We start from the raw sequence: 23,621 nt of genomic DNA on the forward strand, positions 1-23,621 counted from the left end.
CCCCGCCCCCACGCTGCTCTGCCTGCCCTCCGCGCCACCGAGATCACCAGCTGGGGAATCGTCTACTACGCTTCCCGGTCCTGAACCCGCAGATCACAGCCGACACCGGCTGGCCGTCGACCGCAACCACCGCCGCCGCGCCCGCCACCCTGCTCATGGGCCCCCGTGCAGTTGGGCGCGGGTGGTCAGTGGCTGCCGGTGAGTTCGCCGCTGAGCTTCTCGTGGATCTGGGCGCTGGGCTGGTTGAGGCCGATGATCTCGACAGTCTTGCCGCGCTGGGTGTACTTGGTCTCGATGGCGTCGAGGGCGGCGACGGAAGAGGCGTCCCAGATGTGTGCGGCGGTGAGGTCGATGACGACCGTGTCGGGGTCGGTGGCGTAGTTGAACTGGGTGACCAGGTCGTTGGAGGAGGCGAAGAAGAGTTCTCCGGTGACGGAGTAGACGACCTGGGTGCCGTCGGGGTCGACGACGGCGGTGACGTTGGCCAGGTGGGCGACGCGCTTGGCGAACACGACCATCGCGGTGATCGAGCCGACCACGACGCCGATCGCGAGGTTGTCGGTGGCGACCACGCAGGCCACGGTGATGACCATGACGGTGATCTCCCCCGCGGGCATCCGCTTGAGGGTCTTCGGGGCGATGGAGTGCCAGTCGAAGGTCGCGAATGACACCATCACCATGACGGCGACCAACGCGGCCATGGGGATGTCGGAGACGACCGGGCCGAAGACGATGCAGAGCACCATCAGGAACGATCCCGCCAGGAACGTGGACAGGCGGGTGCGGGCACCGGAGACCTTCACGTTGATCATGGTCTGGCCGATCATCGCGCAGCCGCCCATGCCACCGAAGAAGCCGGTGACGATGTTGGCGATGCCCTGGCCGATGGATTCGCGGGTCTTGGAGGAGTGGGTGTCGGTGATGTCGTCGACCAGCTTGGCGGTCATCAGCGACTCCATCAGGCCGACCAGTGCCATGGCGAGCGCGTAGGGCGCGATGGTGGTGAGGGTGTCCAGAGTGAACGGCACGTCGGGCAGGCCGGGCACCGGCAGCGAGGAGGGCAGATCGCCCTTGTCGCCCACGGTCGGCACCGCGATCCCGGCCGCGACGGTGATCACGGTAAGGATGACGATGGACACAAGGGGTGCCGGGATCACCTTGGTGACCTTCGGGAAGAACACCATGAGCGCAAGGCCGCCGACGATCAGCGGGTAGACGGGCCAGGGCACGTCATGCATCTCCGGCACCTGGGCGATGAAGATCAGGATGGCGAGGGCGTTGACGAAGCCGACCATCACGCTGCGCGGCACGAACCGCATCAGCTTGGCGACACCGAGTGCGCCCAGGACGATCTGGAAAACGCCGGCCAGGATCACTGCGGCGACCAGGTGGCCCAGGCCGTGTTCGCGGTTGAGCGGGGCGATGACCAGGGCGACCGCGCCGGTGGCCGCGGAGATCATCGCACGGCGTCCGCCGACGATCGAGATGGTCACGGCCATGGTGAAGGACGCGAACAGGCCGATCGCCGGATCCACTCCGGCGATGATCGAGAACGAGATCGCCTCGGGGATCAGCGCGAGTGCGACGACCAGACCGGCCAGGACCTCGGTGCGCCAGACCCTGGGATCGGACAGCCAGTCGGGACGCAGCCCGCGCAGGCGCGCGGCAGGGGACAGTGCGGAGGAAGACAAGAGAAGCGGAACCTGTCGTACTCGGGCACACCCGGCCTCATCAAGGGGCGTGCGGAAGAGCGCGGAAGGCCGGTCGGCCATCCGCCGAGTCCACCAGCGGCGGACCGAAGTCAGAGGGCAGCAGCGGCGCGGCCGCGTCAGGGCCGGATCCGCTACTCAGGCGCGAAGGATCACGGCGGGCAGGCAGCGGCGCTGGGCGACATGGGCATGCGCACGCTCTCTCCTACAGGCATCGGCCTTCACCGGGGGCTTCGTCGGCCCCGACACGGCTGTTGGTCCTTGGCTCGTCCATCCCGCGCCATGGGCGAGGGTCGGCACGAAGCCGACCCGACGATCACTTACTCTACCCTGACGTTACGGTAGAGATCGACGCCGGCCGTCTGTGGCCTTGGCGACAGACGAGGAAGGGCGCCCGCGTGAGCAGCGAGCACATGCAGATCGGCGAGGTCGCAGCACGGACCGAGCTGTCGCTGCGCACCATCCGGCACTACGAGGAGACCGGCCTGGTCATCCCGTCCGCTCGCTCCCAAGGAGGCTTCCGCCTCTACACGGAGACCGATGTTGCGCGGCTGATGGTCATTCGCCGTATGAAGCCGCTCGGCTTCACTCTCGACCAGATGCGGGACCTGCTGGAGGTCACCGACCGGCTCGATGCCGTCCCACCGCCGGGAGGCACCGAGCGGGAGGAACTCCTGGAGCGAGTACGCCACTTCGAACAAGCCGCCGTTGAACGGGTAGCCGACCTGCGCAAGCAACTGGGGCGGGCCGAGGAGTTCGCCGGCACCCTGCGAGAACGCCTCGCGCCAGTGCCCACCGCCTGACGACCCGGCGGCCCCGGCGCAGGCGAAGTAGCGGTCCGGGGGTGGCCCACGACTGCTACCGCCTCATCTGCCGTGTCCTGCTGAGCAAATGGCCCACTCGAAGCGGGAAAGATTGGCCCACATGCTTGGGCTGCCTGGATCCTAAGGTCGAAGGCGACCAGCGCGGCGCACGCCAGCGACCACCTCCCCCACCTCGGAGGAACCCCTCATGCAAGCCATCACCGTCCAGGACCGCGAGGCCGGTGCCAGCGGTCTGGCCCTCGTAGAGCTGCCCCACCCGCACGCCGCGGAGAACGACGTGATCGTGAAGGTCCACGCCGCCGGCTTCACGCCGGGCGAGCTGGACTGGCCCGGCACCTGGACCGACCGGGCCGGGCGCGACCGGACCCCGAGTGTGCCCGGACACGAGCTGTCCGGCGTCGTCACCGAGCTCGGCTACGGCACCACCGGTCTGACCATCGGGCAGCGTGTGTACGGACTGGCCGACTGGGCCCGCAACGGCACCCTGGCCCAGTACACCGCGGTCGAGGCACGCAACCTCGCCCCGCTCCCCGCCGACGTCGACCACGTCACGGCCGCCGCGCTGCCCATCTCCGGGCTCACCGCCTGGCAGGCCCTGTTCGACCACGCCCACCTCCGAACCGGGCAGAGCGTCCTCATCCACGGCGCCGCGGGCGGCGTCGGCTCGATCGCCGTGCAGCTGGCCCGCGCGGCGGGCGCCCAGGTGATCGGCACGGGACGCGCCGACGACCGCGACACCGCACTCGGTCTGGGCGCCCACGCCTTCCTCGACCTCCAGGCCGAGAAGCTGGAGGACATCGGCGACGTCGACGTGGTGTTCGATGTGATCGGCGGCGAAATTCTCGAACGTTCCACCGCTCTGGTCCGCCCCGGCGGCACCCTGGTCACCATCGCCGAGCCCGTCACCGTCCACCCCCGCGACGGCCGCGCCGTCTTCTTCGTCGTCGAACCCGACCGCGTCCGCCTGAGCGACCTCGCCGAACGAGTGCGGGACGGCCGCCTCAAGCCGATCATCGGTGACGTGCGGCCGCTCACCGAAGCGGTCGCCGCGTTCACACCGGACAAGCGGACTCACGGCAAGACGATCATTCGCATCACCGAGGACTGAGTCGGCGAGGAGCCGCAGCACGCGAAATCCGTCTGCGGACGTCGTGTCAGATTCCTTCTGGCTGCCCTGCAACCCGGTGATGTCATGTGATCTAGGTGAGGGGTGCGTTGTAGCGGCGGGTGACTCGGCACCAGTCGTAGTGGCCTCGGAACCATGCCCGCAGGACGCGCACGTAGTCGGCCAGACCGGTTCTGCCGATGACCGGCACCGCCTTCTCCGCGTCAAGGCAGGAGACGCATTGGACGCTGCTCGACATGGCCCAACGGAGCTGAGCCGCGATGCCGAGCCCGGCTCACGCCCGACCGGGCCGGGCCAGCATCACGGTGAGCGCCGCCGCGGTCAGCGCGACCACGGCGGCGACCGCCCCGTAGCCGAAGGCGTCGGCCGTGGGGCCACCGAGGAGCGGAGCGACCAGGTATCCCAGGATGCCGATCTGGGACCACAGCACCATGGCTGTCACGATGCGCTGCGCGGGCACGGCATCCAGGAGGATGCCGGTTGCTCCTGTGTTCGCCAGGCCGATGCCGACCCCCGCGACAGCGAGCGCCGCGATCCACAGCGGTACGGCCGAACTGGCTCCGGCGACCGCGAAGCCGACAGCCACCGGCACGGTCGAGCCCAGCATCACTTTCCGCGGCTGCCAGCGAGCCGCCACTGCCCCGGCCACCACGACCAGTACCGACGTCGCCGCATACAGCACTCCGATCTGGGACTGGCGCAGCTTGGTCCCGAAGTGAAGCGGCAGCACGCCTTCGAGTGTCCCGAGCGCCATGACCGCGAAGGCGATGGAGGCAGCGGCCGCGAGGAATCCTGGCGAGCGCACCGCGTGCCGGTCGGTGGTGAATGCCCCCACCGCTGAAGGAAGCCGAAGCGTCGCCACCGGTACGACGGCGAGGACGACAAGGGCCAAGTAGGCGACGAAGGGGCCGCGTACCCCGTGGACCGCCCCGAGCAGCGGGCCCAGGAGTCCGCCCGCGGAGTAGGCGGCGTAGATGCGGCTCATGCACAGGTACTCCTGACCGGGCCAGGCGGCCAGAGTTGCGAAGGTGATCCCCAGCCACAGGCACCCGGAGCCCAGGCCCATCACCAGACGCGAGACCGTGAAGGCGGCCAGATCAGAGCCGAAGACGAACCCCAGGCTGCCCGCGGCGACCAGCAGCAGCCCCATCAGGAGCAGCCGCGCCGGGCTGCTGCGCTGGACCACGGCCCCGCCCACGGCGAAGCCCGCGACCATCCCCAACGGGAACATGGCGACCAGCAATCCCATCGCCGTGGCACCGGCGCCGGTCCGCGCGGCCAGGCCAGGAAGCACCGGCGCGATCAGGCTGTATCCGGCCGCGTCCAGCGCACCCAGTGCCAGCAGCAAGGCATAGACCGCTACGGAACGCATCGGTGCCCGCTCCGCCCGTCCGGCGCCGACGTCCATCAGCCGCTTCGCCAGCGCCCGCGCACCGGACCGCTTCCGCTCCGCGCAGGAGCGGGGCGCCCCATGACGACATCAGCAGCCGAGGGGAAGGCATCGACGCATTCCTCGTTCAGCCGGTACCGGCTGAACGAGCCTTCCCGCTCGACCAGCACGAACCCCACCTCCGCCAGGCCCTTCAGGTGGTGCGAGACCGTCGACTGCCCCACCGCCACAGCCTCGACGATCTGCCCCACTGCCAGAGGCTCACTGCTGCGTGCCAGCAGAGTCACGATCTGAATCCGGGTGGCGTCGGCCAGCGCCTTGAACCAGCTCGCGTACTGCTCGGCCTCGGAGCGCTCCAAAAATTCACTCATCGGTCATCGACGATAGTCGATGACCGAGCTCGTTGCGACCCCATTGCACCCATCGACCACCGCGGAGGAGGCCGAGCGGACCGCGCGGATGTTCAAGGCGCTCGGGGACCCCGTCCGTCTCCGGCTGTTCTCGGCGGTGGCCTCGCACGAGGGCGGCGAGGCATGCGTGTGCGACATCTCCGATGTCGGCGTCTCCCAGCCGACCGTGGGGTGGTCCGCCCGGCTTCCGCGGCCCACCTCCATGTCCCGGCGGGGTGGGGCGCGAGCCGACAGGTAGACCACGGCCATGGTTGCGGCCTGTACGCCTACGCCTTCCGAAAAGAGTCGATGCCTCGGCGACGACGCGGGGCGCGCTGTCTGGGTCGACCGCTGTGGGTCGGGCGACTCGGAGGCGCCGGTGTCGATGTGCACCCATGTCCAGGCCGCGAGCGGCGGCGGGTCGTGGGTTCGTTCAGCTGACGGCGCGTCGTCCGCCCTCAGACGCCGAGGAGCGCGGCGATCTCGCGGGCCGCGTCGCGGGCCGGCCTGCCGACGCCGATGAGGGTGGCGGAGGCGGGGCCGGTCCAGTCGCCGTAGCCGAGCAGGTGCAGGCGCGGCTCGTCCACCGCGCGGGTGCCGGCGGTACCGATGTGGCCGCGGCGTCCGCGGAGTTGGAGCGGGGCCAGGTGGGAGAGCGCCGGGCGGAAGCCTGTGCACCAGATGATCGCGTCGGCCTCGGCTCGGGTGCCGTCGGCCCATTCGACCCCGCCGGGAACGAGTCGGGTGAACATCGGCACGGTCTTCAGCAGGCCGCGCTCCCGTGCCTGCCTGACGGGAGGTACGGCGACGATGTCGCCCAGTGAGGCGACGCCGCCGGTGTCGGTGCGTCCCTCGTCGAGGGCGCGGCGCCGGGCGGAGGCCACGTCGAACAGCACCCGGCCGTCGATGTCGTCGGCCAGGAAGCGGGGCGGGCGCTGGGTGACCCAGGTCAAGTGGGTGTTGTACGCCAGGTCGGCGGCGATCTGGGCGCCGGAGTTGCCGCCGCCGACGACGATCACGCGGCGGCCCGCGAAGTCCTGTGGGCGCCGGTACTCCACGGTGTGCAGCTGCCTGCCGCCGAAAGACTCCCGGCCCGGGACGGCGGGGAGGAAGGGGCGCTGCCATGTGCCGGTCGCGCTGATGACGGCCTGGGTGTGCCAGGTGCCGGAATCCGTCTCCACCCGTAGGAGCTGACTTGCGTCGCGGTGTACGCCGAGCACACGTACCGGCCGGCGCACGTCCAGCCCGTACCGCTTCTCGTAGTCGCGCAGGTATGTCACCACGTGCGCCGCGTCCGGGTATTCCTCGCCCGACTGGGGCGGCATGAGCCATCCGGGCAGGGAGGAGTAGGAGGCCGGGGAGAACAGGTGCAGGGAGTCCCAGGTGTGCTGCCACGCTCCGCCGGGGTCGGCCTGGGAATCGAGGATGACGAACGTCAGGCCCCGGCGGCGCAGGTGGTACCCGGCGGCGAGCCCTGCCTGGCCGCCGCCGATCACCACCACCTGGGTCGTCCGCGTCATACGGCGGGCTGCTCCGCGGCCGTCCGGGCGGGCGCGAAGATCAGCGCCACGAGCGCCAGTCCGACCACCGCGCCGACGATCTGCATGCCGATGAAGCCCGCGAGGGAACCGGGGGCGATGCCCGCGAACGTGTCCGTGAAGGCGCGGCCGATCGTCACCGCCGGGTTCGCGAAGGACGTGGAGGACGTGAACCAGTACGCGGCGCCGATGTAGGAGGCGACGGCCACCGGGGCGAAGCGCAGACGGTCGGTGCGGGCCAGGCCGAAGATCAGCAGGATCAGGCCGGCGGTCGCGACCACTTCGCCAAGGAGGAGATGTCCCGCTGAGCGGTCGTGCGTCGACCATTTCACGAGCGGTTCGCCGAACATCGCATCCGCCAGGACGGCGCCGGCTATCGCGCCCACGATCTGCGCGGGGACGTACACGGCCGCCTCACGAAGTGTGACGCCGGCGCCACCGCGCCGGGCGGTCCACCACTCCGCCAGGGTGACCGCCGGGTTGAAGTGCGCGCCGGATACCGGCCCGAGCAGGGTGATCAGCACGCCGAGGCCGAAGACCGTGGCAAGCGAGTTGGCCAGCAGCTGCACGCCGACGTCCTGGGTGAGCTCCGTGGCCTGGATGCCGGAACCGACGACAACCGCCACCAGGGCCGCGGTGCCGACCAGTTCGGCGGCGGCCCGCGCGAACAGCGGGGCGCGGGGTGGAGTGGCCCCTGGGGCAGGTTGGGGAGAGACGTCGGCTCTGGCTGACTGCGCAGCGGACTCGTGCGTGGCGGTCAACAAAGACTCCTTGGTGCAGTCGCCGGGCGGCGAGGGATCAGGGGCAGGACCGCTTGTTGTCGGCGGCGGCACGGGCGGCTTCGGCCAGATCGGCGAACTGGCCCGCGAGCGAGGCGATGACGTCCGGGCGCAGCTTGTAGTAGGTGAACCGGCCGCATGGCTCCGTCTCGACGACTCCGGCCTCGCGCAGCACTCTCAGATGGTTGGAGAGGTTGGTCTGCTTGGCACCGGTCTCCTCCACGAGGTGGGTGGTGCACAGCGTCTCTTTGGCGAGGAGGGTCACGATCCGGAGCCTGAGCGGGTCGGCCAGAACCCGGATCAGATCAGTGTCGACTGACGTCAGCATGCACTGATACTGTCACATCAGTGGTGACTGACACCAGCGGGTATTGATGTGTGCCGTGCCCGTATTTCCCTTGCGAGACAAGAGAGACCTCTGATGTCCGACAAGCCCTCCGTGCTCTTCGTCTGTGTCCACAACGCCGGCCGTTCCCAGATGGCCGCCGCGTGGCTGACCCACCTGGCCGGAGACCGCGTCGAGGTCCGCTCCGCCGGCTCCAACCCCGGCGCGAACGTCAACCCGGCCGCCGTCGAGGCCATGGCCGAGGTCGGCATCGACATCTCCGCCGAGGTCCCGAAGATGCTCACCGTCGACGCCGTCAAGGAGTCGGACGTCTGCATCACCATGGGCTGCGGCGACACCTGCCCGGTCTTCCCCGGCAAGCGGTACCTGGACTGGCAGCTGGACGACCCGGCGGGCCAGGGCGTCGACGCCGTGCGTCCGATCCGCGACGAGATCAAGGTGCTCGTCGAGGGCCTGATCGAGGAGATCGCACCGGAGCCCCAGGCATGAGCACCGCGACGGACGTACGCAACGTCATCGTCATCGGCTCCGGCCCCGCCGGATACACCGCCGCCCTCTACACCGCCCGCGCCTCGCTGAAGCCGCTGGTGTTCGAAGGCGCGGTCACGGCCGGCGGCGCGCTGGTGCAGACGACCGAGGTGGAGAACTTCCCCGGCTTCCCGGGCGGCATCATGGGCCTGGAGCTCATGGACAACATGCGGGCCCAGGCCGAACGCTTCGGCGCCGAGCTGGTCCCCGACGACATCGTCGCCGTCGACCTCACCGGCGAGGTGAAGACCGTCACAGACAGCGCGGGTACGGTCCACCGGGCCAAGGCCGTGATCGTGGCGACCGGCTCGCAGCACCGCAAGCTCGACCTCCCGGGTGAGGACGCGCTCTCCGGCCGTGGAGTGTCGTACTGCGCGACCTGCGACGGCTTCTTCTTCCGCGAGCACGACATCGTGGTCGTCGGAGGCGGCGACACGGCGATGGAGGAAGCCACCTTCCTCTCCCGCTTCGCCCGCTCCGTGACGATCGTCCACCGCCGCGACACCCTGCGCGCCTCCAGGACGATGCAGGACCGCGCCTTCGCCGACCCCAAGATCTCCTTCGCCTGGAACCGTGAGGTCGCCGAGATCCACGAGGACGGCGGCAAACTCGCCGGGCTCACCCTGCGCGACACCGTCACCGGCGACACCTCCCACCTACCGGCCACCGGCCTCTTCGTCGCGATCGGCCATGACCCGCGTACCGACCTGGTCACCGGCCAGCTGGACCTGGACGAGGAGGGCTACCTCAAGGTCGCCTCCCCCTCCACCCGCACCAACATCCCCGGCGTCTTCGGCGCCGGTGACGTGGTCGACCACACCTACCGCCAGGCCATCACCGCGGCGGGCTCCGGCTGCGCGGCCGCGCTGGACGCGGAGCGGTACCTCGCCGCCCTCAGCGACACCGACGCCGCGGGCGAACCGGCCGTAGCAGCCGTCTGACCTGCTCCTGGGACACCGTCCTGGCTCTCAAGAACGTCACCGAGGACTCCTTCGAACAGGACGTCCTCAACAGCGACAAGCCGGTACTGGTCGACTTCTGGGCCGCCTGGTGCGGCCCCTGCCGCGAGATCGCCCCCTCGCTGGAAGCGATCGCCGCCGAGCACGGCGACAAGATCGAGATCGTGAAGCTCAACATCGATGAGAACCCGGCCATCGCCGCCCGCGACGGCGTCATGTCCATCCCGACGCCGCACCTCTACAAGGGCGGCGAGGTCGTGCAGACCATCGTTGGCGCCAAGGCCGAGGCCGCTCTGGAGCGCGAACTCGCCTGACACCTCACGCCGGTGGGGTGCCCACAGCACCCCACCCGTCCTCTCTCCGATTCCTTCGACGGAGGTATCCCGGTGGGCGGCAAGCGCATCGTCGCCATCGGCGGCAGCGACGCCGGCATCAGCGCCGCTCTGCGCGCCCGCGAACTGGATCCCGACAGCGAGGTCACCGTGGTCGTGGCCGACGCCTACCCGAAATTCTCCATCTGCGGCATCCCGTACCACGTCTCCGGCGAGGTCGGCCACTGGAGCGACCTCGCCCACCGCACCCTCGCCGAACTCAAGGCCACCGGCATACTGGTGCACACCGACACCCTCGCCACCGGCATCGACGTGACCGGCAAACAGCTGACCCTGCGCGACGCCGAGGGCCGTACCGATCAACTGCCGTACGACGCACTGATCGTCGGCACCGGAGCCGTCAGCGCCCGCCCGCCGATCGCAGGCCTGTCCGGGTCCGACGCACTCGGCCCGCAGGACGGTGTCCACCTGCTGCACAGCATGGGCGACACGTTCGCGTTCATGCAGAGTCTCGCCGAGCGCCGCCCCAAGTCGGTCGTCGTGATCGGCGCGGGCTACATCGGCCTGGAGATGGCCGAGGCCCTGACCACCCGCGGCCTGAAGGTCACCCAGATCGAGGCCCTGCCCGAAGTCCTGCCCACCGTCGATGTGGAACTCGGCGCTCTCGTGCACGACGAACTCGCCGCGCACGGCGTCGAGGTCATCACCGGCACCCAGGTCTCGGCGATCACCCGCGCCCCGGCTGGAGACCTGCTGCACGTCCACGCCGCGGGCCCCGGCGGCGCAGCCTTCACCCGGGGCACCGAGCTCGTCCTGGTCATCGTCGGCGTACGCCTCGGCGCCAAGGGCGCGATCGACGTCGACGAGTACATGCGCACCTCCCTACCCGACGTATATGCGGCCGGCGACTGCGCCGTCACCCACCACCGCCTCCTCGGAAAGACCTGGCTGCCCTCAAGACCACCGCTCACAAGCAGGGCCGCATCGCGGGCGAGAATGCACTTGGCGGTACCCGTTGGTTCGCCGGCAGCCTCGGCACCCAGGTCGTCAAGGTCTTCGATCTGGTCGCCGCCCGCACCGGCCTGCGCGACGCCGAGGCGCAATCCGCGGGAAGAGGCTGGACTCAGGCCACCACCGCCAGCCGTCCCGTGGTCCGCGCTCACCCCTGCGAGCGCAGAACCCAGCCTGAAGGGCCTGGACAGCACGGCGTACCTATAACGTTCCAGGGCACACGACGCCGGCCCCGGAGAAGATCGTGATCACCCCCAGGCCGGAAAAGTGTGCCGGCCTTGCGTCCGTAGCACCGGTGCAGCCGTCAAGCCGCGCAAAGGCGCGTTCGATGCTCCAGAGGTGGCGCCCCAGTCGCTTGGAGTCCCCCACGCCCATGCGGGTGATGCGCTCGGTGACGCCACGTCCACGTAACCGCTGCAGCAGGTGAGGCCGTCGCATGAACCACCGATGGGCCGTTGCCCCCTGAGAGCCCGAAAGACGCTCCCGCCAGTTGCTGCCACGTACAGCCCCACATCGCAACGAACACCACCGCCGCCATGACCTCCCGGCCGTCACGCCGACGCCGACCACCCATGAGCCCACGACAGCACCTCAGGCACCACCTTCAGGAACAGCTCCCACAGCCCATCCGGCACCAACCCCACCAGAAGCCCCACGGCCAGCTCCGCCTACGGCGCTCACCGGAACACACGGTCTCAGTCCATACCGCCCGGAGCCAACGGCAGACTGTGGTCAGCATGCCGCCCCGGCAGGCGATCTCGCGGCTGCTGCCGAGCATGGGAACTGTCCGAATGCGCCGCCGCGAGGCGGCCGGTGCCATGGTGAGTGGCTCCGCCCTCGGTCATCCGGCGGCCGCCACGAGGGCTGCCGTGAGGAGCGCAGGGGGACCGTCCAGCGTGTCGCTGTGCAGGGCCTCGACGCGGTGCACCAATCGTGGTGCGGAGACCGGGACCGCGCTGATGCCGGGCGCGCCTTTGATCACCGGCCGAGGCAGCAGCGCGAGTCCGAGGCCTGCGGCGATGAGCGTGATGAGTCCGCGCACGTCGCCTCCTTCGTAGCGCAGGGACGCGCGGTGACCGTCGGCTCCGCTCGCGGTGCGCAACTGCCTCAGCGGTATGGCAGTGTCGGGTGCGTCGATCCACCGTGCGTCGGCGAGGTCGGCCAAGCGCAGACCGGCCCGGTCGGCCAGGGGATGCTGGGCGGGCAGTGCCACGGCAAGCGGGTGTTCGGCGACGGCTGTCGCCCTGAGCAGGCCGGCATCGGGGAGATGGAGCGGGTCGTTGGGGGCGGCCATTCCGTCGACCAGGCCGAGGTCCAGGGCAGCGGTCGCGACGTCGCGGGTGAGGGCTTCGCGGCCGAGGACACGCACTGTCACCTCCAATCGGGGCTGCGATCGGCGCACTTCTGCGAGCGTCCCGGTGAACTGCCGCGTCATGGCCAGCGGTGAGACTCCGATGACGATGCGGGCGGCGGGTGCCACGGTCAGGCGCGCGATATCCGCGCGGGCGGCGTCCAATCGCAGCAGCAGTGGCCCGGCGTGCTCGAGCAGCCGGGTACCGACGCCGGTCGGAGTGACCGGGCGCCGGTGCAGGAGGACCGCTCCGAGGTCGCTTTCGAGTGCGGCGATGTGCTGGGACACCGCCGACTGCGTGTAACCCAGTTCGCGAGCCGCCCGGGAAAAGGAAGCGCAGCGGGCCACGGCCACGAACGTGCGCAGAAGGTGCGGATCCATGGCTATCAGTATCGCTAATGGAAGGGTCATGCATCATCGTTGGTGCTGTACTTGGTTGCCCGGTCAGGATGTCCACATGCCTGAGCTTGAGACCTTCCCGACGGCCCGCGTCGCCCTGGTGGGCGACCGTTCGCCCAGCGTCCGCGCCCACACCCGTATCCCTGCTCTCCTCGAAGCACTCGCCCAGCATGATCAGTTGGTCCTGGACGCCTACTGGATCCCGACCGAGGACGCTGAATCCGCCGGTGCCCTCAACGGATTCGATGCCATCTGGCTGGTGCCCGGCAGCCCGTATCGCAGCGAAGCCGGAGCACTCGCGGCGCCTCGCTCGGCTCGCGAGCAAGGGATCCCGTTTCTCGGCACCTGCGGCGGCTTTCAGCACGCCGTCCTGGAGTTCGCGCGCGACGTGTGCGGACTCACCGGCGTCAACCACGCGGAGAACCGGCCGGAAGCGGAGGACCTGCTGATCGTCCCGCTGGCATGCTCCCTGGTCGGTCACGAAGGGGCGGTCAAGGTGGAGGCGGGGTCCTTGGCGGAACGTGTCCTGGGGGCTGAGCGGACCGTCGAGCGCTACCACTGCTCTTACGGCACCAGCCCGGCCTATCTGGACGTGCTACGTGCGCACGGCCTGCGCTTCAGCGGCGTCGACGAGGCGGGCGATGTGCGCGTCGCCGAGCTGCCGGGGCACCCGTTCTTCCTCGCCACCCTGTTCCAGCCCGAACTCACGGGAGACGGCACCCGGCCCCATCCGATCATCCGCGCGCTGGCCTCCGCAGCGGTCGAGCGTGCCACCAAGCGATCGGCGCGAGCGTTCGCCTGATCCCAGCCGATCATGGCACTCGTCACGCACTCAGCGAGGGCGCACAGCAGCGATCACCCTCCTGCGACAGGAAGTCCAGAAAGCGAAAGACGCTGTCGCAGGCCGGCCCAGGGGAGAAACTGCCGCACCGGCCCCGCTGGCAGAGGACACTCAACCAGTGGCTCCTGCCGCCTCGTACGCCACCCCCTCTCCCTCAACCCCGACGCCCTCGATCCGGGGCCCGTCTTCGACCGTGCCGTCGCCTGGCTGAGGTGCCGGACGGCCATCGGGCGATGGACGACCGATCGGCGCTGACTGTGCGCATCACCCTCGTTGATGTCAGGCGGCGCGCTTCACGTGGCGGACCAGCCACATCAGCAGGGCGTCCAGGTCGGCTGCGGCCGAGAGGATCCGGTCGACCGCTTCGGGGGTGTGCAGCCACTCTTCGCAGCCGAGGAGACGGGCGGCGATCAACGAACGGTGGCGCAGCAGGTCGCTACGGGGGTGGTCCGTCGGGTAGCCGCGCGGGGGGCGTTTCATCATGTCCCCGGAGATGTCGTAGCCCTTCTTCCGTACCTCCTCGACGATGGCGGACAGTTCGCGGCCGCTCCCCTCGGAGGCGACGGCTCTGCGGAACATGTCCACCTGGCCGGGATCGGGGTACCACCAGGCGCCCTGGATGCGTAGGCCGTCGAGGTCGAACCGGAGACCGATCTCGATCTTGCGGCCGAGCCGGATCACCGCGCCCTGGTGCTGCCACCACCAGGAGTTGGTGCGGTAGTGCCAGACGGAGAAGTCCTCGTATCGGGGGTCGGTGTCCGCGATCTCGTTGAGGAGAGCGATCATCGGCTGCCGGACCAGGCGTTCACGGTCCGCTGCGCAGCGCTCGCGTGTCGCCTGAGCCGGTTCGCCCTGGAGCTGCCACAACACGTCCATGGCCCGTTCGGGCCAGCCGGTGAACTGTCCACGCATGTGCGGAGGGTAGCTCACGCATGATCCGCGCGTGGGAGAGCGAGGCGGCACCCACATCAGATACCTGACACTGGCTCAGCAACGACATCCTTTTCATGGCACTGCAACGGCACTTCACACGGCCGCCTCCTCGCGACCGATACGGTGCCAGGCCCGGTACGTCCGCAGCAGCGCCTCCTGGGCCAGGTCCTCGGCACGCGCACCACCTCCGCCCGTCAGCAGTACGGCCGTACGCATCAGCGACCCGTAGCGCGCGGCCATGAACGCCGTGAACGAGGGTTCCATGCGGCAGGGGCAGGGGCTCAGGGAGCCGGCGTCCCCGGCCGGTTCTCAACCGGTGCCTGGGCGGTGGTGCCGGCGCCGCCGTCGTCCTTGAAGGGGAACAACATGATCACGGCCAGCCCGACCATGATGCTGCCGCCGAACGCCGTGCCGCCCGCTTTGACGCACTCGACACCCGGCTCATCCATGGCATAGAGCATCAAGCCCCATACGAGGCCGACGATGATCGACAGCAGAACACTGAAAGCGAGGCAGATGAGTCGCTTCCGATTGGCGCTCACCGATCTTCCTTCCTTGGTTGGAAGGCGACCGGTGGAGTTGGGTGCGAGAATCTCGACCGGCCACCACTTACTGAGGTGGACTCAGAGAAAACGCCGCCGTGACAGCGCCTTCTCAACGGGTCGAGTTCTGTCGCAACCCCCGTCAGGACAAAACCGACTTCAAATTGTCTTCTTTCGACTTCACCGCGTCATCGTTGCGCGGTAACCGCCGACCAGCCTCTCGTCACCACCAACACCCCATGCCGGTGTGCCGAGTCCGCCACTGGGGCGGGATGCGAACAAGCCTAGGGGCTGTCCGACGTTGATCGCAATCATCGCGGCCACCCCGTCAACTGGCCTGGCGTTTACGGACGATGACGCTGTCGGGCTCCGCCGGAACGAGACGAGTGCCGGTGCCACCGTGCGGTGGCACCGGCACCGGTTTCCCGGCGTCAGCCGGCCGAATCCCCACCGGACAGGTCGCCCGGGTCGGAAGTGCCGGTGTCGGAGCCGTCGCCGCCGAACTCACCGCTCCCGGCGGTGGCGCCGGCGTCCGTACCGCCGTCGGTGACCGTGGGGTCCGCAGTGACAGGCTCCCCGGTTCCGGAGGTGTCGCCGCTCGCCACGGTCAGCGTCACCAGGGAGCCGCCGGAGGCTGAGGTCCCCGCCTCGGGGCTCTGGCCGATGACCGTGCCCGGCGCGGCCAAGTCGGTCGCTGCCTCGGTCGTGCCGACCTGGAATCCCTCGGCCTCCAGGGCCGCCGTCGCCTCGCTGAGAGGCCTGCCCTGTACATCGGGAACGGTGACCGTCTCCACCGTGTCCGAGGCCGAGGGCGAGACCGACTCCTCGCCCGGGTCCGGCACCTCCGGCAGGACCTCGTCGCCGGTGCCGTCGGAGCCGGCCTCTCGGGCCAGCCCGGTGTCCGGCTCCTCGACATCGACGAGTTGGTAGACCTCGACCGGCTCGTCCTCGGGCGCCGGCTTGACCTTGGCCACCTTCTTCGCGTCGTACGCCGGCCACTTCTTGTTGCGGTCGTCGAACTTCACGTCGGCCTTGTCGACGTCGTGCTCGAAGGAGGCCAGCGGGTTGCCGCAGCTGCACTGGACCGCCGGGCGCCCGAACTGGTCGACCAGGACGGCGATGCCCGCTTCCAGCAGCGCGTCGAAGGCCGTCCGCTTGCCCTTCTTCGCGTCGAAGTCATGGTTCTTGACCAGGGTGTCGGCGCGCAGCAGGACCGGCGTCAGCTTCTTCACGAAGCCCTTGATCTCGCCGACGCCGTCGAGTCCCTCGGCCGCGGCCCACTCCTCGGCCTTGCGCCGGTTCGACGGCTTCTGAAGGAAGTCGACGAGTCCGGCCTTGTCACAGTGGCCGGCGTCCCGAGTCCCCCCGTACAGACCCGGGTCGTCGCCCCCGACCTCCCCGGCGAGGTAGGAGAGCGCCTCACCGATGGCGATGTCGGTGCCGAGCTTCTTGAAGAAGGGCGCCGCGGTCGGTACGCCGCGTGCGACGGCCCGTACGGCGGTCTTTCCCACCATGGCACCGCATCCCGTCGTCAGCAGGGCGAGGACGCCCACGACGACCACGAGCGCGACGGCCGCGCGCCCGCTCCCCCGTATGCGTTTCATGATCTTCTCTCTGACTCCTTTTCCGGTCCGCCGTCCGGCGAACGGTCACGCCAGTGTGGGCGCCGGGCGGATGCGGGCACATCGTGGTCGGCACGGGATCACCCGGGGGTGCGGATCCGTGCCCGCACGGATGACGGGGCCGGTGTTCGACGGCGACCATGGGGCCATGCCGCGCACCGTGCTGATCGTCGACGACGACCCGGGATTCAGAGCCGTGGCACGGGCGTTGCTGGAGGCGGACGGTGAGTTCGTCACTACGGAGGCGGGCTCGGGGGCCGAGGCTCTGGCCGCCGTCGCGCGGGAGCGGCTGGATGCGGTGCTGCTGGACATCGGGCTGTCCGGCGGGGACGGGTTCGAGGACGGCTTCGCCGTGTGCCGGGCCCTGGACGTGGTTGCCCCGGCGACGGCGGTGGTGCTCTGTTCGGCTCGGGAGGCCGAGTTGTACGGGGAGCGGATCGACGGGTCCCCGGCGGTGGGTTTCCTCGCCAAGGAGCGGTTGTCGGCGGCTGCGCTGACGCGGTTGGTCGCCGACGGGTGACGGTGAACGGGAGTCAGTCGTCGGAGGCGAGGTACATCAGCACCGCGCGCACCCGGCGGTCGTACATCTCCTTGGCCTCCGGTCGCAGGTCCAGCTTGTCGAAGACGGTGTTGACGTGGTCCTCCACCGTCCTCTTGCTGATCGACAGCTTCGCCGCGAGGGCCGAGTTGGACAGTCCGCGCGCCATCAGCTCCAGCACCTTCAACTGCTGGTCCGTCAGGGCGGCCAGCCGGTCGCGGCGGCGTGGGGTGCGGTAGAGGGCGCGCTGGATCTCGCCGTCGATGGCGTATCGTCCGGCCCCTACCTCGTCGACGACCTCGGTGACGAAGTCCGCGCCGGTCACCCGCGACTTGAGCTGGTAGCCGATGCCTCCGGTGGCGGCCGCGGACCCGGCCTCCAGCAGCTGCCGCAGATGGGTCAGCTCCATGTCCTTGGACAGCAGCAGGATGCCCACACCGGGATGGGCACCGCGGATCTCCACCGCCGCGCGGAGCCCTTCCAGGGTCTGCGTGGGCGGCATTCTGATGTCGATGACGGCGAGGTCGGGCAGCGTGCCGGCGACGGCGGTCCGCAGACCGTACGCCTCCTCGGCGCGTGCGGTGATCTCGTGGCCCTCGTCCTCCAGGATGGTCGCGAGCCCCAGCAGGTACACGGGGTCGTCGTCGGCCAGCACGATGCGCAGTGCCCGCCGCCCGGTCGCCCGGGACTCCATGCCGGCCGTCATACCAGCCCGCCTTCCTTCGTCGTGGCCCGCTCCCGCGTGGGCAGCGTCACCGCGACGACCGTGCCTTCACCGGGACGACTGCGGACGGTCAGCCGACCGTCGTACGCGGAGACCCGGTGCCGCAGCCCCAGCAGGCCGGTGCCGCCGCTCGCCGGGTCCGCGCCACCGACGCCGTCGTCGGTGACGCTCAGGTTCAGCACCCCGTCGCTGTGGTGGAGTTCGACGCGGACGGTGCGGGCGTCGGCGTGCTTGAGCACGTTGCTGATCGCCTCCTTGACGACGTAGTACGCGGTGAGTTCGACCGGTTCGGGCAGCTGGGGCAGCTTGTCGACGTGCAGGTCGACCGGCAGCGGCAGGTCGGCGGTCAGCGACCGCAGCGCCTGCGCCAGCCCGGCCTCGCTCAGCACCACCGGGTGGATGCCACGGGCCGCCACGCGCAGTTCGGCGTGCCCCTGTTCCAGCATGGCGAGCGCGCCGTCCAGCAGGCCGGCCAATTCAGCACCGCTCGCCGCGCGGTCCAGCCGTCGGCGAGCGATGCGCAGTTGGAGACCCAGATTGATGAACCTCTGCTGCGCCCCGTCGTGCAAGTTCCGCTCCACTTCGCGCCGTTGCTCGTCGCCTGCTTCGATGACGCGCCGGCGGGACGCGCGCAGCTCGGCCACCAGGGCCTGGTTGTCCAGCTCCAGCGCCGCGGCGGAGACGACCGCCTCCAGGACGTACCGGTCCTCCCGCAGCGCCGGGTCGTGGACGAGGACGCCGACCCGGCGCCCGTCGCGCTCCAGGACGCTCGTCCACTGTCCGGGCCCCGCGGTCAGCGCCCTGCCGTCGACGTCGACGTAACCGTCCCCGTCGGGTGCGGGGAAGCCGAGTTGGAGCGAGGCGTCGTCCAGTGTCCTGGCGAGTTCGTCACGCAGTTCCCGGCGGGAGTCGAGTGGCAGCCTGCGCAGCAGTTCGGCCACGGCGGTGCGGCCCAGCCGGATCCGCCACACCCCGGCGAGGAAGGCGAGCGGCAGACACAGGACCGACAGATGCGTGGCCGTCAGGAGCGGGGTGTGCGACCACTCCCGGTCGGCGCCGAGCGCCGCGTCGAGCCCGGAGGCGAGCCCGCCCACCAGACCGACCGCGAGCAGCGGGCCGAGTTCACGGCGGTACGGCCGCGAGGCCCCGGCCCACCGCCACAGCAGTACGGCGACCACGGCCGCGCTGACGACGAGCTGTATCGCGTCGGTGAGTTGGCGGAGCCAGGGCACGTAGTGCACGAGCAGCAGGTTGTCCGTCACCGAGTCGTGGAAGAACACGGCGACCGGCTGGAGGACGAAGGCCACCGTGCAGCCGGTGGCCAGCAGGATCCGGTCGGCGAGGGCGGCGACCGGGCCGTGGTCCTCGCGGGAGCGCAGACGGCCGTAGGGGAAGACCAGCAGCAGCGGGATCAGGAACCCGGTGGACGCGGAGCGCAGGAACAGGCCGACGGTGTGCACCCGCGGGTCGGTGGAGATCTGGAGATCCTCCGCGAACCAGCCGATGCCGACGAGCAGCATCAGCGCTCCGACGACGTTGCCCGGCCGCCGCAGTCGCGCCAGCAGTCCGGCGCCGAGGTACAGCCCTCCGACCGCCCCCGAGAAGAGTGTGGAAGTCGAGTCGGCGTACCTGTCGGGTGCGGTGACGACCAGGACCCAGATGCCGAACGCCGTACCGGCGGCCGCGAGGGCGAAGGCGTTGAGTTGTGGGGACGGGACCGGCATGCGCGGTCCGTTGGCCACGGGCATCCCGGGGCCGACGAGCGGAGTGGCCGGCGCGGGCCAGGACATCCATCGAGGGGTACGCCCCATAACCGCCTCCCCCGTGACGGTCGTCCACGCACGTTGTTACGAGTCCTCACGGTACGCGATCGGCCGACTCCCGTACGCGTTCCCGGGGAAACCGCCTCGCCCGATTCTGACGGCGGGCGAGGAACTCACGTTGTCTCTCGGTCACTTCCCTTTCGTGTACAGCACCTCAGTCCGCGTCGTGAACCGGGCGAGCACGTCCGGCAAGGGGTCGACGCCGATGCCGGGGGCGGTCGGTACCGGCAGATGGCCGTCCTTGAGGACGAACGGTTCGGTGATGTCCTCGGCGAAGTACCGGCCGGAGGCGGAGGTGTCGCCGGGGAGGGTGAAGCCGGGGAGGGCGGCGAGCGCCAGGTTGGGGGCGCGACCGATGCCGGTCTCCAGCATGCCGCCGCACCACACGGGCACGCCGTGGGCGGCGGCCACGTCGTGGATGCGACGGGCTCCCGGATAACCGCCGACGCGGGCCGGTTTGACGTTGACGACCCGGCAGGCGTCCATCGCGATCGCGGACGCCGCGTCGCGCGCGGAGTGGATCGACTCGTCGAGGCAGACCGGGGTGGCCAGCCGTTTCTGGAGTCGGGCATGGGCGTGGAGGTTGTTCTCCTCCAACGGCTCCTCGATCAGCAGCAGTCCGAAGTCGTCGAGCCCGCGCAGGTGCTCGGCGTCGGCGAGCGTGTAGGCGGTGTTGGCGTCGACCTGGAGCGGGAGCGCGTCGCCGAAGCGTTCGCGTACGGCGCGCACCGGCTCGATGTCCCAGCCCGGCTCGATCTTCAGCTTGATGCGGACGTAGCCCTCGGCGAGGTAGCGCTCGACGTCGTCGAGGAGTTCGGGCACGGAGTTCTTGATCCCGACCGAGACCCCGGCGGGCACCCGTTCGTGGACCGAGCCGAGAAAGGTCGCGAACGACATCCCGTAGGCCCGCAGTTCGGCGTCCAGGAGGGCGGTTTCCAGGGCGGCCTTTGCGAGTTCGTGGCCCTTGACGGAGGCCATCGCGGGGGCGACCAGAGCTGTCGTCGGCTCGGGCAGGGCCGCGACGCGCGGCAGCAGGAAGTCCCGGATCACGATCTCGGCGCCGGCGACGAACTCCGAGCAGTACAGCGGCTGCGGGTCGGCCGCGAACTCCGACCAGCCCTCGGTCACGTCGGTCACCACACGCAGCAGGAAGGTGTCCTTGCTGGTCATCGTCCCGAACGAGGTACGGAACGGTGTGACGAGCGGAAGGGCGACGTGGAGCAGTTCAACGCGTTCGAGCTTCATTCCTGCTCCTTGGCAGCCGATTCGGAGGGGTGATCGGAAGGGCCGGAGGACGGGCGGCGGGTCAGCAGGTACCAGCCGTCGCGGGACATGGCCGTCGCGCACAGTCCCTCCGCGTACGCCCCGGTGAAGACCTCACGAACTGCGTGCCGCCAGTCGAGCGCGAGCGCCGGGTCGGCCGCGCGCAGCGCCACGATGTCCTCGGGCACACGGCACCACAGTCTGTCCGCGCCACGCAGGGCGAGCGGGCCGCCGTCCGGTGCCCGGCGTACGACGTCGGCGGCGGAGCGGCCCTCGGCGGGGTCGTCGTTCCGTGTGCTCCCGGTGGCGAGGTCCCATACGACGGCCAGCCGGTCGCTCTCGTCGCCGTCGTTCACGCCGTCGCTCATCGGGCCGTAGAAGTCGACCAGGTACTCGCTGCCGACGGCGCCCAGCTTGATCAGGTTGAAGCGGGCGTTGCGGCCGACCAGCGGGTCGAAGGTCCAGCGCATGGTGGTGGCGCCCCGCTCCAGCGCCCACAGCCGCTGCGCCTGTTTGACCGCGAGGCCGACGCCCCGGCCGGACGTGGTCGCCGCCGCCACGAACGAGTACACGTCCCGCTGGGCGGGCGGCCCGAACACCGCCACCGCCGCGCCGGCGAGCCGCTCGCCCGAGGGCCCGCCGGAGTACGCCGCGTGCACGGCGCCACCGGCGTGCACCAGGCTGTGCAGCACCTCCGAGGGGTAGGGCGGGGTGGCGCGCGGTGTCTGCCACACATCGGCGAAGAAGTCGGCCACGGCACGGATGCCGGCCACGTCGTGCACGGTACGCACCGTTACCCCGGCGGTACGGGCCGCGGCGAGGGCGTCCGCGCCCGGCGTGCCGTCCGTCGCACCGGACCCGGCGGCGGAGCTCGTCACAGGTGTCATGCCCTTGAGTCTCCAAGGCCGCGATGTGTCGACCATTGTCGTTGTGCACAATGAGAGCTCGCCCTCATGTTGCGATCGGCCAAGGACCTCGGCCGTCACCGTCCGATAAAAAGGCCAATCGTCCCCGTGTGACCGTTCCCCATCGGAAAGACCTCCCGCCCATGGACGCCTGCACCCTCGAGGAGCTGCTCGCCACTCTCGGCGAGCCCATGTTCCGTGTGCTCACCGCCCCGGCCGGTCTCACCGGACCCGTCTCGGACGTCCTGCTCCACGACGCGGGGGCGCCGTTCCCGCGCGGCGCGCCCGGCGCCCTGCTGCTGGCGGTCGGGGCGCGAGGGGGTGAGGTCGAGGCGCTGGCCCGTAGAGCCGCGGCGGCGGGGATGGCCGGGCTCGTCGTGCGGGACGGGGACGGGCGGCCAGAGACGGTGGCGGCGGCCCAGGCGCACGGCCTCGCGCTGCTCGCCGTCGACGAGGAGGCCGCCTGGCATCACGTCCATTTGCTGCTCGCGTCCGCGATCGGTTCCAGGTCCGGCCCGGCGGGTGGCTCTGGGGCCGCCTTCGGGGATCTGTTCGCGCTCGCCAACGCGGTGGCCACGGCCGTGGGCGGCGCGACCGTCATCGAGGACGCCCGCCAGCGGATCCTCGCCTACTCCACGGTCCCCGGGCAGGCCGTCGACGACGCCCGGCGGCAGGGCATCCTGGGCCGCCAGGTGCCGAGCAGCCCCGAGAACACCGAGCAGTACCGCGTCCTGTTCGCCGCTCCCGGACCCGTCCGACTCGCCGCGCTCGACGGTGACGAGCTGCCGAGGCTCGCCGTCGCGATCCGCGCGGGCGGCGAGACGCTGGGGTCGGTGTGGGCCGTCGACGACGGGCATCTCGGCCCGAACGCCGAGGAGGCGCTCACCCAGGGCGCGTCCACGGCCGCCCTTCTCCTGCTGCGCGCCCGGGCGAGCGAGGAACTGTCCCGGCATGTGACGAGCGACCTGCTGCGCCGTCTCCTCGACGGCACCGCCGAGCCCGCGGGCGCCGCACACCTCCTCGGTCTCGCCGCGGACGCCCCGGTCCGTGTCGTGGCCTTCGCCCTGGAAGGCACGGGGTCCGCGCCCGACGGGGAACAGACCGCGCTACGGCTGCTGGACCTCGTACGGCTCCAGTGCGAGGCGCGCTACGGGCGGCACGCGTGCGTGCTGGTGGGCGGAAGGGTGTACGCGCTGCTGCCGGTGGCCGGTGAGCGGGGCGGCGAGCGGCACAAGCGGCTGGTCGAGGACATCGTGCGCCGCGCGGGTCGGGCGCTGCGGGTGCCGGTGCGGGCGGGACTGGGGGACGTGGTCGCGGACCTGGCGGCCGTGCGCGGCTCACGGGACGACGCCGACCTCGTCCTGCATGTGCTCGGGCCGGACGAGGACGTCGCCTCCGTGACCGAGGTACGCGCCCGTGTCACACTGCTCCGGCTGCGTGAACTCATGGGCGAGCGGCGGGACTTGACCGAAGGTGCCTGGCGGAGGGTGCTTGCCTACGACGCCGGGCACGGGACCGACTACGCCAGGACCCTGGTGTGCTGGTTGGACGCCGGGTGCGACATGGCGCGGACGGCGAAGGTGCTCGCGGTGCACCCCAACACCTGCCGGTACCGCATCAAACAGGCGCAGCAGCACCTCGGCATCGATCTGGACGACGCGGACGAGCGGTTGGTGCTGTGGCTGCAACTGCGGACGCTCGGCGGCTTGCGGGGTGCCGCCCGGTGAACCGGCCGGCGCCATGTGCCGC

25 protein-coding genes and 2 pseudogenes are annotated in these 23,621 nt (G+C 70.4%); 11 read left to right on the forward strand and 16 right to left on the reverse strand.

Annotated features, from left to right (window positions below; all coding sequences use genetic code 11):
- A pseudogene (locus IE325_RS46055) lies at positions 1–179 on the forward strand (MFS transporter); the annotation flags it as partial.
- Positions 180–185: 6 nt separating this feature from the next.
- On the opposite strand, the gene IE325_RS12600 reads toward IE325_RS46055, so the two are convergent.
- Positions 186–1,691, reverse strand: coding sequence for a SulP family inorganic anion transporter (locus tag IE325_RS12600; protein ID WP_190069923.1), 1,506 nt, complete (start codon positions 1,689–1,691; stop codon positions 186–188).
- Between the two features lie 416 nt (positions 1,692–2,107).
- Between IE325_RS12600 and IE325_RS12605 the strand changes: the two genes are divergently transcribed.
- Entirely contained in the window at positions 2,108–2,512 is a 405-nt protein-coding gene (locus tag IE325_RS12605; RefSeq protein ID WP_190069924.1) for a MerR family transcriptional regulator, read from the forward strand.
- A 208-nt stretch (positions 2,513–2,720) separates the two neighbouring features.
- A complete protein-coding gene (locus IE325_RS12610; RefSeq protein ID WP_190069925.1) occupies positions 2,721–3,641 on the forward strand; it encodes an NADP-dependent oxidoreductase in 921 nt (306 codons plus the stop codon).
- Between the two features lie 91 nt (positions 3,642–3,732).
- On the opposite strand, the gene IE325_RS12615 is transcribed toward IE325_RS12610, so the two are convergent.
- Genes IE325_RS12615 through IE325_RS12625 form a run of 3 tightly spaced genes read right to left on the reverse strand, consistent with a single transcriptional unit; the run spans position 3,733 to position 5,408 of the window.
- Positions 3,733–3,897: a hypothetical protein gene (locus IE325_RS12615; protein WP_190069926.1), complete on the reverse strand. Its 165-nt coding sequence runs from the start codon at positions 3,895–3,897 to the stop codon at positions 3,733–3,735.
- Positions 3,898–3,933: 36 nt separating this feature from the next.
- Positions 3,934–5,031, reverse strand: coding sequence for an MFS transporter (locus tag IE325_RS12620; protein WP_190069927.1), 1,098 nt, complete (start codon positions 5,029–5,031; stop codon positions 3,934–3,936).
- Positions 5,032–5,066: 35 nt separating this feature from the next.
- The gene (locus IE325_RS12625; RefSeq protein ID WP_229911789.1) at positions 5,067–5,408 is read right to left on the reverse strand and encodes an ArsR/SmtB family transcription factor; all 342 of its coding nucleotides are present in this window, start codon (positions 5,406–5,408) and stop codon (positions 5,067–5,069) included.
- A 31-nt stretch (positions 5,409–5,439) separates the two neighbouring features.
- Here IE325_RS12625 and IE325_RS12630 point away from each other — a divergent pair.
- A pseudogene (locus IE325_RS12630) lies at positions 5,440–5,628 on the forward strand (ArsR/SmtB family transcription factor); the annotation flags it as partial.
- 268 nt (positions 5,629–5,896) lie between these two features.
- Here the strand turns inward: IE325_RS12630 and IE325_RS12635 are convergent.
- Genes IE325_RS12635 through IE325_RS12645 form a run of 3 tightly spaced genes read right to left on the reverse strand, consistent with a single transcriptional unit; the run spans position 5,897 to position 8,083 of the window.
- Entirely contained in the window at positions 5,897–6,958 is a 1,062-nt protein-coding gene (locus tag IE325_RS12635; RefSeq protein ID WP_190069929.1) for an ArsO family NAD(P)H-dependent flavin-containing monooxygenase, read from the reverse strand.
- On the reverse strand, positions 6,955–7,737 hold the full coding sequence (locus tag IE325_RS12640) for an aquaporin (RefSeq protein ID WP_190069930.1): 783 nt from the start codon (positions 7,735–7,737) through the stop codon (positions 6,955–6,957). Before IE325_RS12640 ends, IE325_RS12635 begins: the two co-directional genes overlap by 4 nt.
- 37 nt (positions 7,738–7,774) lie before the next feature.
- A complete protein-coding gene (locus IE325_RS12645; RefSeq protein WP_190069931.1) occupies positions 7,775–8,083 on the reverse strand; it encodes an ArsR/SmtB family transcription factor in 309 nt (102 codons plus the stop codon).
- A gap of 93 nt (positions 8,084–8,176) precedes the next feature.
- On the opposite strand from IE325_RS12645, the gene IE325_RS12650 reads away from it, so the two are divergent.
- The 4 genes from IE325_RS12650 (at position 8,177) to IE325_RS12665 (ending at position 11,138) form a co-directional block, all read left to right on the forward strand.
- On the forward strand, positions 8,177–8,590 hold the full coding sequence (locus IE325_RS12650; protein WP_190069932.1) for an arsenate reductase ArsC: 414 nt from the start codon (positions 8,177–8,179) through the stop codon (positions 8,588–8,590).
- Positions 8,587–9,570, forward strand: a complete 984-nt coding sequence (gene trxB, locus IE325_RS12655; RefSeq protein ID WP_190069933.1) for a thioredoxin-disulfide reductase — start codon at positions 8,587–8,589, stop codon at positions 9,568–9,570. Before IE325_RS12650 ends, trxB begins: the two co-directional genes overlap by 4 nt.
- Before the next feature lie 20 nt (positions 9,571–9,590).
- A complete protein-coding gene (gene trxA, locus IE325_RS12660) occupies positions 9,591–9,902 on the forward strand; it encodes a thioredoxin (RefSeq protein WP_190070321.1) in 312 nt (103 codons plus the stop codon).
- Positions 9,903–9,974: 72 nt separating this feature from the next.
- Positions 9,975–11,138 carry an NAD(P)/FAD-dependent oxidoreductase gene (locus tag IE325_RS12665; protein ID WP_229911790.1) on the forward strand — a complete coding sequence of 388 codons (1,164 nt, stop codon included), beginning with the start codon at positions 9,975–9,977 and terminating at the stop codon, positions 11,136–11,138.
- Positions 11,139–11,772: 634 nt separating this feature from the next.
- Here IE325_RS12665 and IE325_RS12670 read toward each other — a convergent pair.
- Positions 11,773–12,663 (reverse strand): LysR family transcriptional regulator, encoded by an 891-nt coding sequence (locus IE325_RS12670; protein WP_190069934.1) that lies wholly within the window; start codon positions 12,661–12,663, stop codon positions 11,773–11,775.
- Positions 12,664–12,739: 76 nt separating this feature from the next.
- On the opposite strand from IE325_RS12670, the gene IE325_RS12675 reads away from it, so the two are divergent.
- A complete protein-coding gene (locus tag IE325_RS12675) occupies positions 12,740–13,483 on the forward strand; it encodes a CTP synthase C-terminal region-related (seleno)protein (RefSeq protein ID WP_190069935.1) in 744 nt (247 codons plus the stop codon).
- Between the two features lie 318 nt (positions 13,484–13,801).
- Here the strand turns inward: IE325_RS12675 and IE325_RS12680 are convergent, their stop codons facing one another.
- The 4 genes from IE325_RS12680 to IE325_RS12695 form a co-directional block, all read right to left on the reverse strand.
- Entirely contained in the window at positions 13,802–14,434 is a 633-nt protein-coding gene (locus IE325_RS12680; protein ID WP_229911791.1) for a DUF2461 family protein, read from the reverse strand.
- 114 nt (positions 14,435–14,548) lie between these two features.
- Positions 14,549–14,719 (reverse strand): sigma factor, encoded by a 171-nt coding sequence (locus IE325_RS12685; RefSeq protein WP_190069936.1) that lies wholly within the window; start codon positions 14,717–14,719, stop codon positions 14,549–14,551.
- 17 nt (positions 14,720–14,736) lie between these two features.
- Positions 14,737–14,997, reverse strand: a complete 261-nt coding sequence (locus tag IE325_RS12690; protein ID WP_190069937.1) for a hypothetical protein — start codon at positions 14,995–14,997, stop codon at positions 14,737–14,739.
- Positions 14,998–15,428: 431 nt separating this feature from the next.
- On the reverse strand, positions 15,429–16,601 hold the full coding sequence (locus IE325_RS12695) for a DUF6777 domain-containing protein (RefSeq protein WP_190069938.1): 1,173 nt from the start codon (positions 16,599–16,601) through the stop codon (positions 15,429–15,431).
- A 118-nt stretch (positions 16,602–16,719) separates the two neighbouring features.
- Between IE325_RS12695 and IE325_RS12700 the strand changes: the two genes are divergently transcribed.
- The gene (locus IE325_RS12700) at positions 16,720–17,139 is read left to right on the forward strand and encodes a response regulator transcription factor (protein ID WP_229911792.1); all 420 of its coding nucleotides are present in this window, start codon (positions 16,720–16,722) and stop codon (positions 17,137–17,139) included.
- 13 nt (positions 17,140–17,152) lie between these two features.
- On the opposite strand, the gene IE325_RS12705 is transcribed toward IE325_RS12700, so the two are convergent.
- From IE325_RS12705 to IE325_RS12720, 4 genes are all read right to left on the reverse strand, one after another.
- Positions 17,153–17,863 (reverse strand): response regulator transcription factor, encoded by a 711-nt coding sequence (locus IE325_RS12705; protein WP_190069939.1) that lies wholly within the window; start codon positions 17,861–17,863, stop codon positions 17,153–17,155.
- Positions 17,860–19,671 (reverse strand): sensor histidine kinase, encoded by a 1,812-nt coding sequence (locus tag IE325_RS12710; RefSeq protein ID WP_229911793.1) that lies wholly within the window; start codon positions 19,669–19,671, stop codon positions 17,860–17,862. Before IE325_RS12710 ends, IE325_RS12705 begins: the two co-directional genes overlap by 4 nt.
- A 162-nt stretch (positions 19,672–19,833) precedes the next feature.
- On the reverse strand, positions 19,834–20,949 hold the full coding sequence (gene menC / locus IE325_RS12715) for an o-succinylbenzoate synthase (protein ID WP_190069940.1): 1,116 nt from the start codon (positions 20,947–20,949) through the stop codon (positions 19,834–19,836).
- Positions 20,946–21,854: a chorismate synthase gene (locus IE325_RS12720; RefSeq protein ID WP_229911794.1), complete on the reverse strand. Its 909-nt coding sequence runs from the start codon at positions 21,852–21,854 to the stop codon at positions 20,946–20,948. Before IE325_RS12720 ends, menC begins: the two co-directional genes overlap by 4 nt.
- A 128-nt stretch (positions 21,855–21,982) precedes the next feature.
- Between IE325_RS12720 and IE325_RS12725 the strand changes: the two genes are divergently transcribed.
- Positions 21,983–23,599, forward strand: a complete 1,617-nt coding sequence (locus IE325_RS12725) for a PucR family transcriptional regulator (RefSeq protein ID WP_308437655.1) — start codon at positions 21,983–21,985, stop codon at positions 23,597–23,599.
- The last annotated feature ends 22 nt before the right edge of the window (positions 23,600–23,621 follow it).

Source organism: Streptomyces lanatus, from assembly GCF_014655715.1.
GTDB classification, from domain to species: Bacteria; Actinomycetota; Actinomycetes; order Streptomycetales; family Streptomycetaceae; genus Streptomyces; species Streptomyces lanatus.

Coding starts and splice junctions, on each gene's coding strand:
- IE325_RS12720 (WP_229911794.1), bottom strand. CDS start 21,854: ATGACACCTGTGACGAGCTCCGCCGCCGGGTCCGGTGCGACGGACGGC.
- IE325_RS12650 (WP_190069932.1), top strand. CDS start 8,177: ATGTCCGACAAGCCCTCCGTGCTCTTCGTCTGTGTCCACAACGCCGGC.
- IE325_RS12635 (WP_190069929.1), bottom strand. CDS start 6,958: ATGACGCGGACGACCCAGGTGGTGGTGATCGGCGGCGGCCAGGCAGGG.
- IE325_RS12610 (WP_190069925.1), top strand. CDS start 2,721: ATGCAAGCCATCACCGTCCAGGACCGCGAGGCCGGTGCCAGCGGTCTG.
- IE325_RS12645 (WP_190069931.1), bottom strand. CDS start 8,083: ATGCTGACGTCAGTCGACACTGATCTGATCCGGGTTCTGGCCGACCCG.
- IE325_RS12680 (WP_229911791.1), bottom strand. CDS start 14,434: ATGCGTGGACAGTTCACCGGCTGGCCCGAACGGGCCATGGACGTGTTG.
- trxB (WP_190069933.1), top strand. CDS start 8,587: ATGAGCACCGCGACGGACGTACGCAACGTCATCGTCATCGGCTCCGGC.
- IE325_RS12695 (WP_190069938.1), bottom strand. CDS start 16,601: ATGAAACGCATACGGGGGAGCGGGCGCGCGGCCGTCGCGCTCGTGGTC.
- IE325_RS12615 (WP_190069926.1), bottom strand. CDS start 3,897: ATGTCGAGCAGCGTCCAATGCGTCTCCTGCCTTGACGCGGAGAAGGCG.
- IE325_RS12685 (WP_190069936.1), bottom strand. CDS start 14,719: ATGGAACCCTCGTTCACGGCGTTCATGGCCGCGCGCTACGGGTCGCTG.
- IE325_RS12675 (WP_190069935.1), top strand. CDS start 12,740: ATGCCTGAGCTTGAGACCTTCCCGACGGCCCGCGTCGCCCTGGTGGGC.
- IE325_RS12705 (WP_190069939.1), bottom strand. CDS start 17,863: ATGACGGCCGGCATGGAGTCCCGGGCGACCGGGCGGCGGGCACTGCGC.
- IE325_RS12670 (WP_190069934.1), bottom strand. CDS start 12,663: ATGGATCCGCACCTTCTGCGCACGTTCGTGGCCGTGGCCCGCTGCGCT.
- menC (WP_190069940.1), bottom strand. CDS start 20,949: ATGAAGCTCGAACGCGTTGAACTGCTCCACGTCGCCCTTCCGCTCGTC.
- IE325_RS12710 (WP_229911793.1), bottom strand. CDS start 19,671: ATGTCCTGGCCCGCGCCGGCCACTCCGCTCGTCGGCCCCGGGATGCCC.
- IE325_RS12620 (WP_190069927.1), bottom strand. CDS start 5,031: ATGCGTTCCGTAGCGGTCTATGCCTTGCTGCTGGCACTGGGTGCGCTG.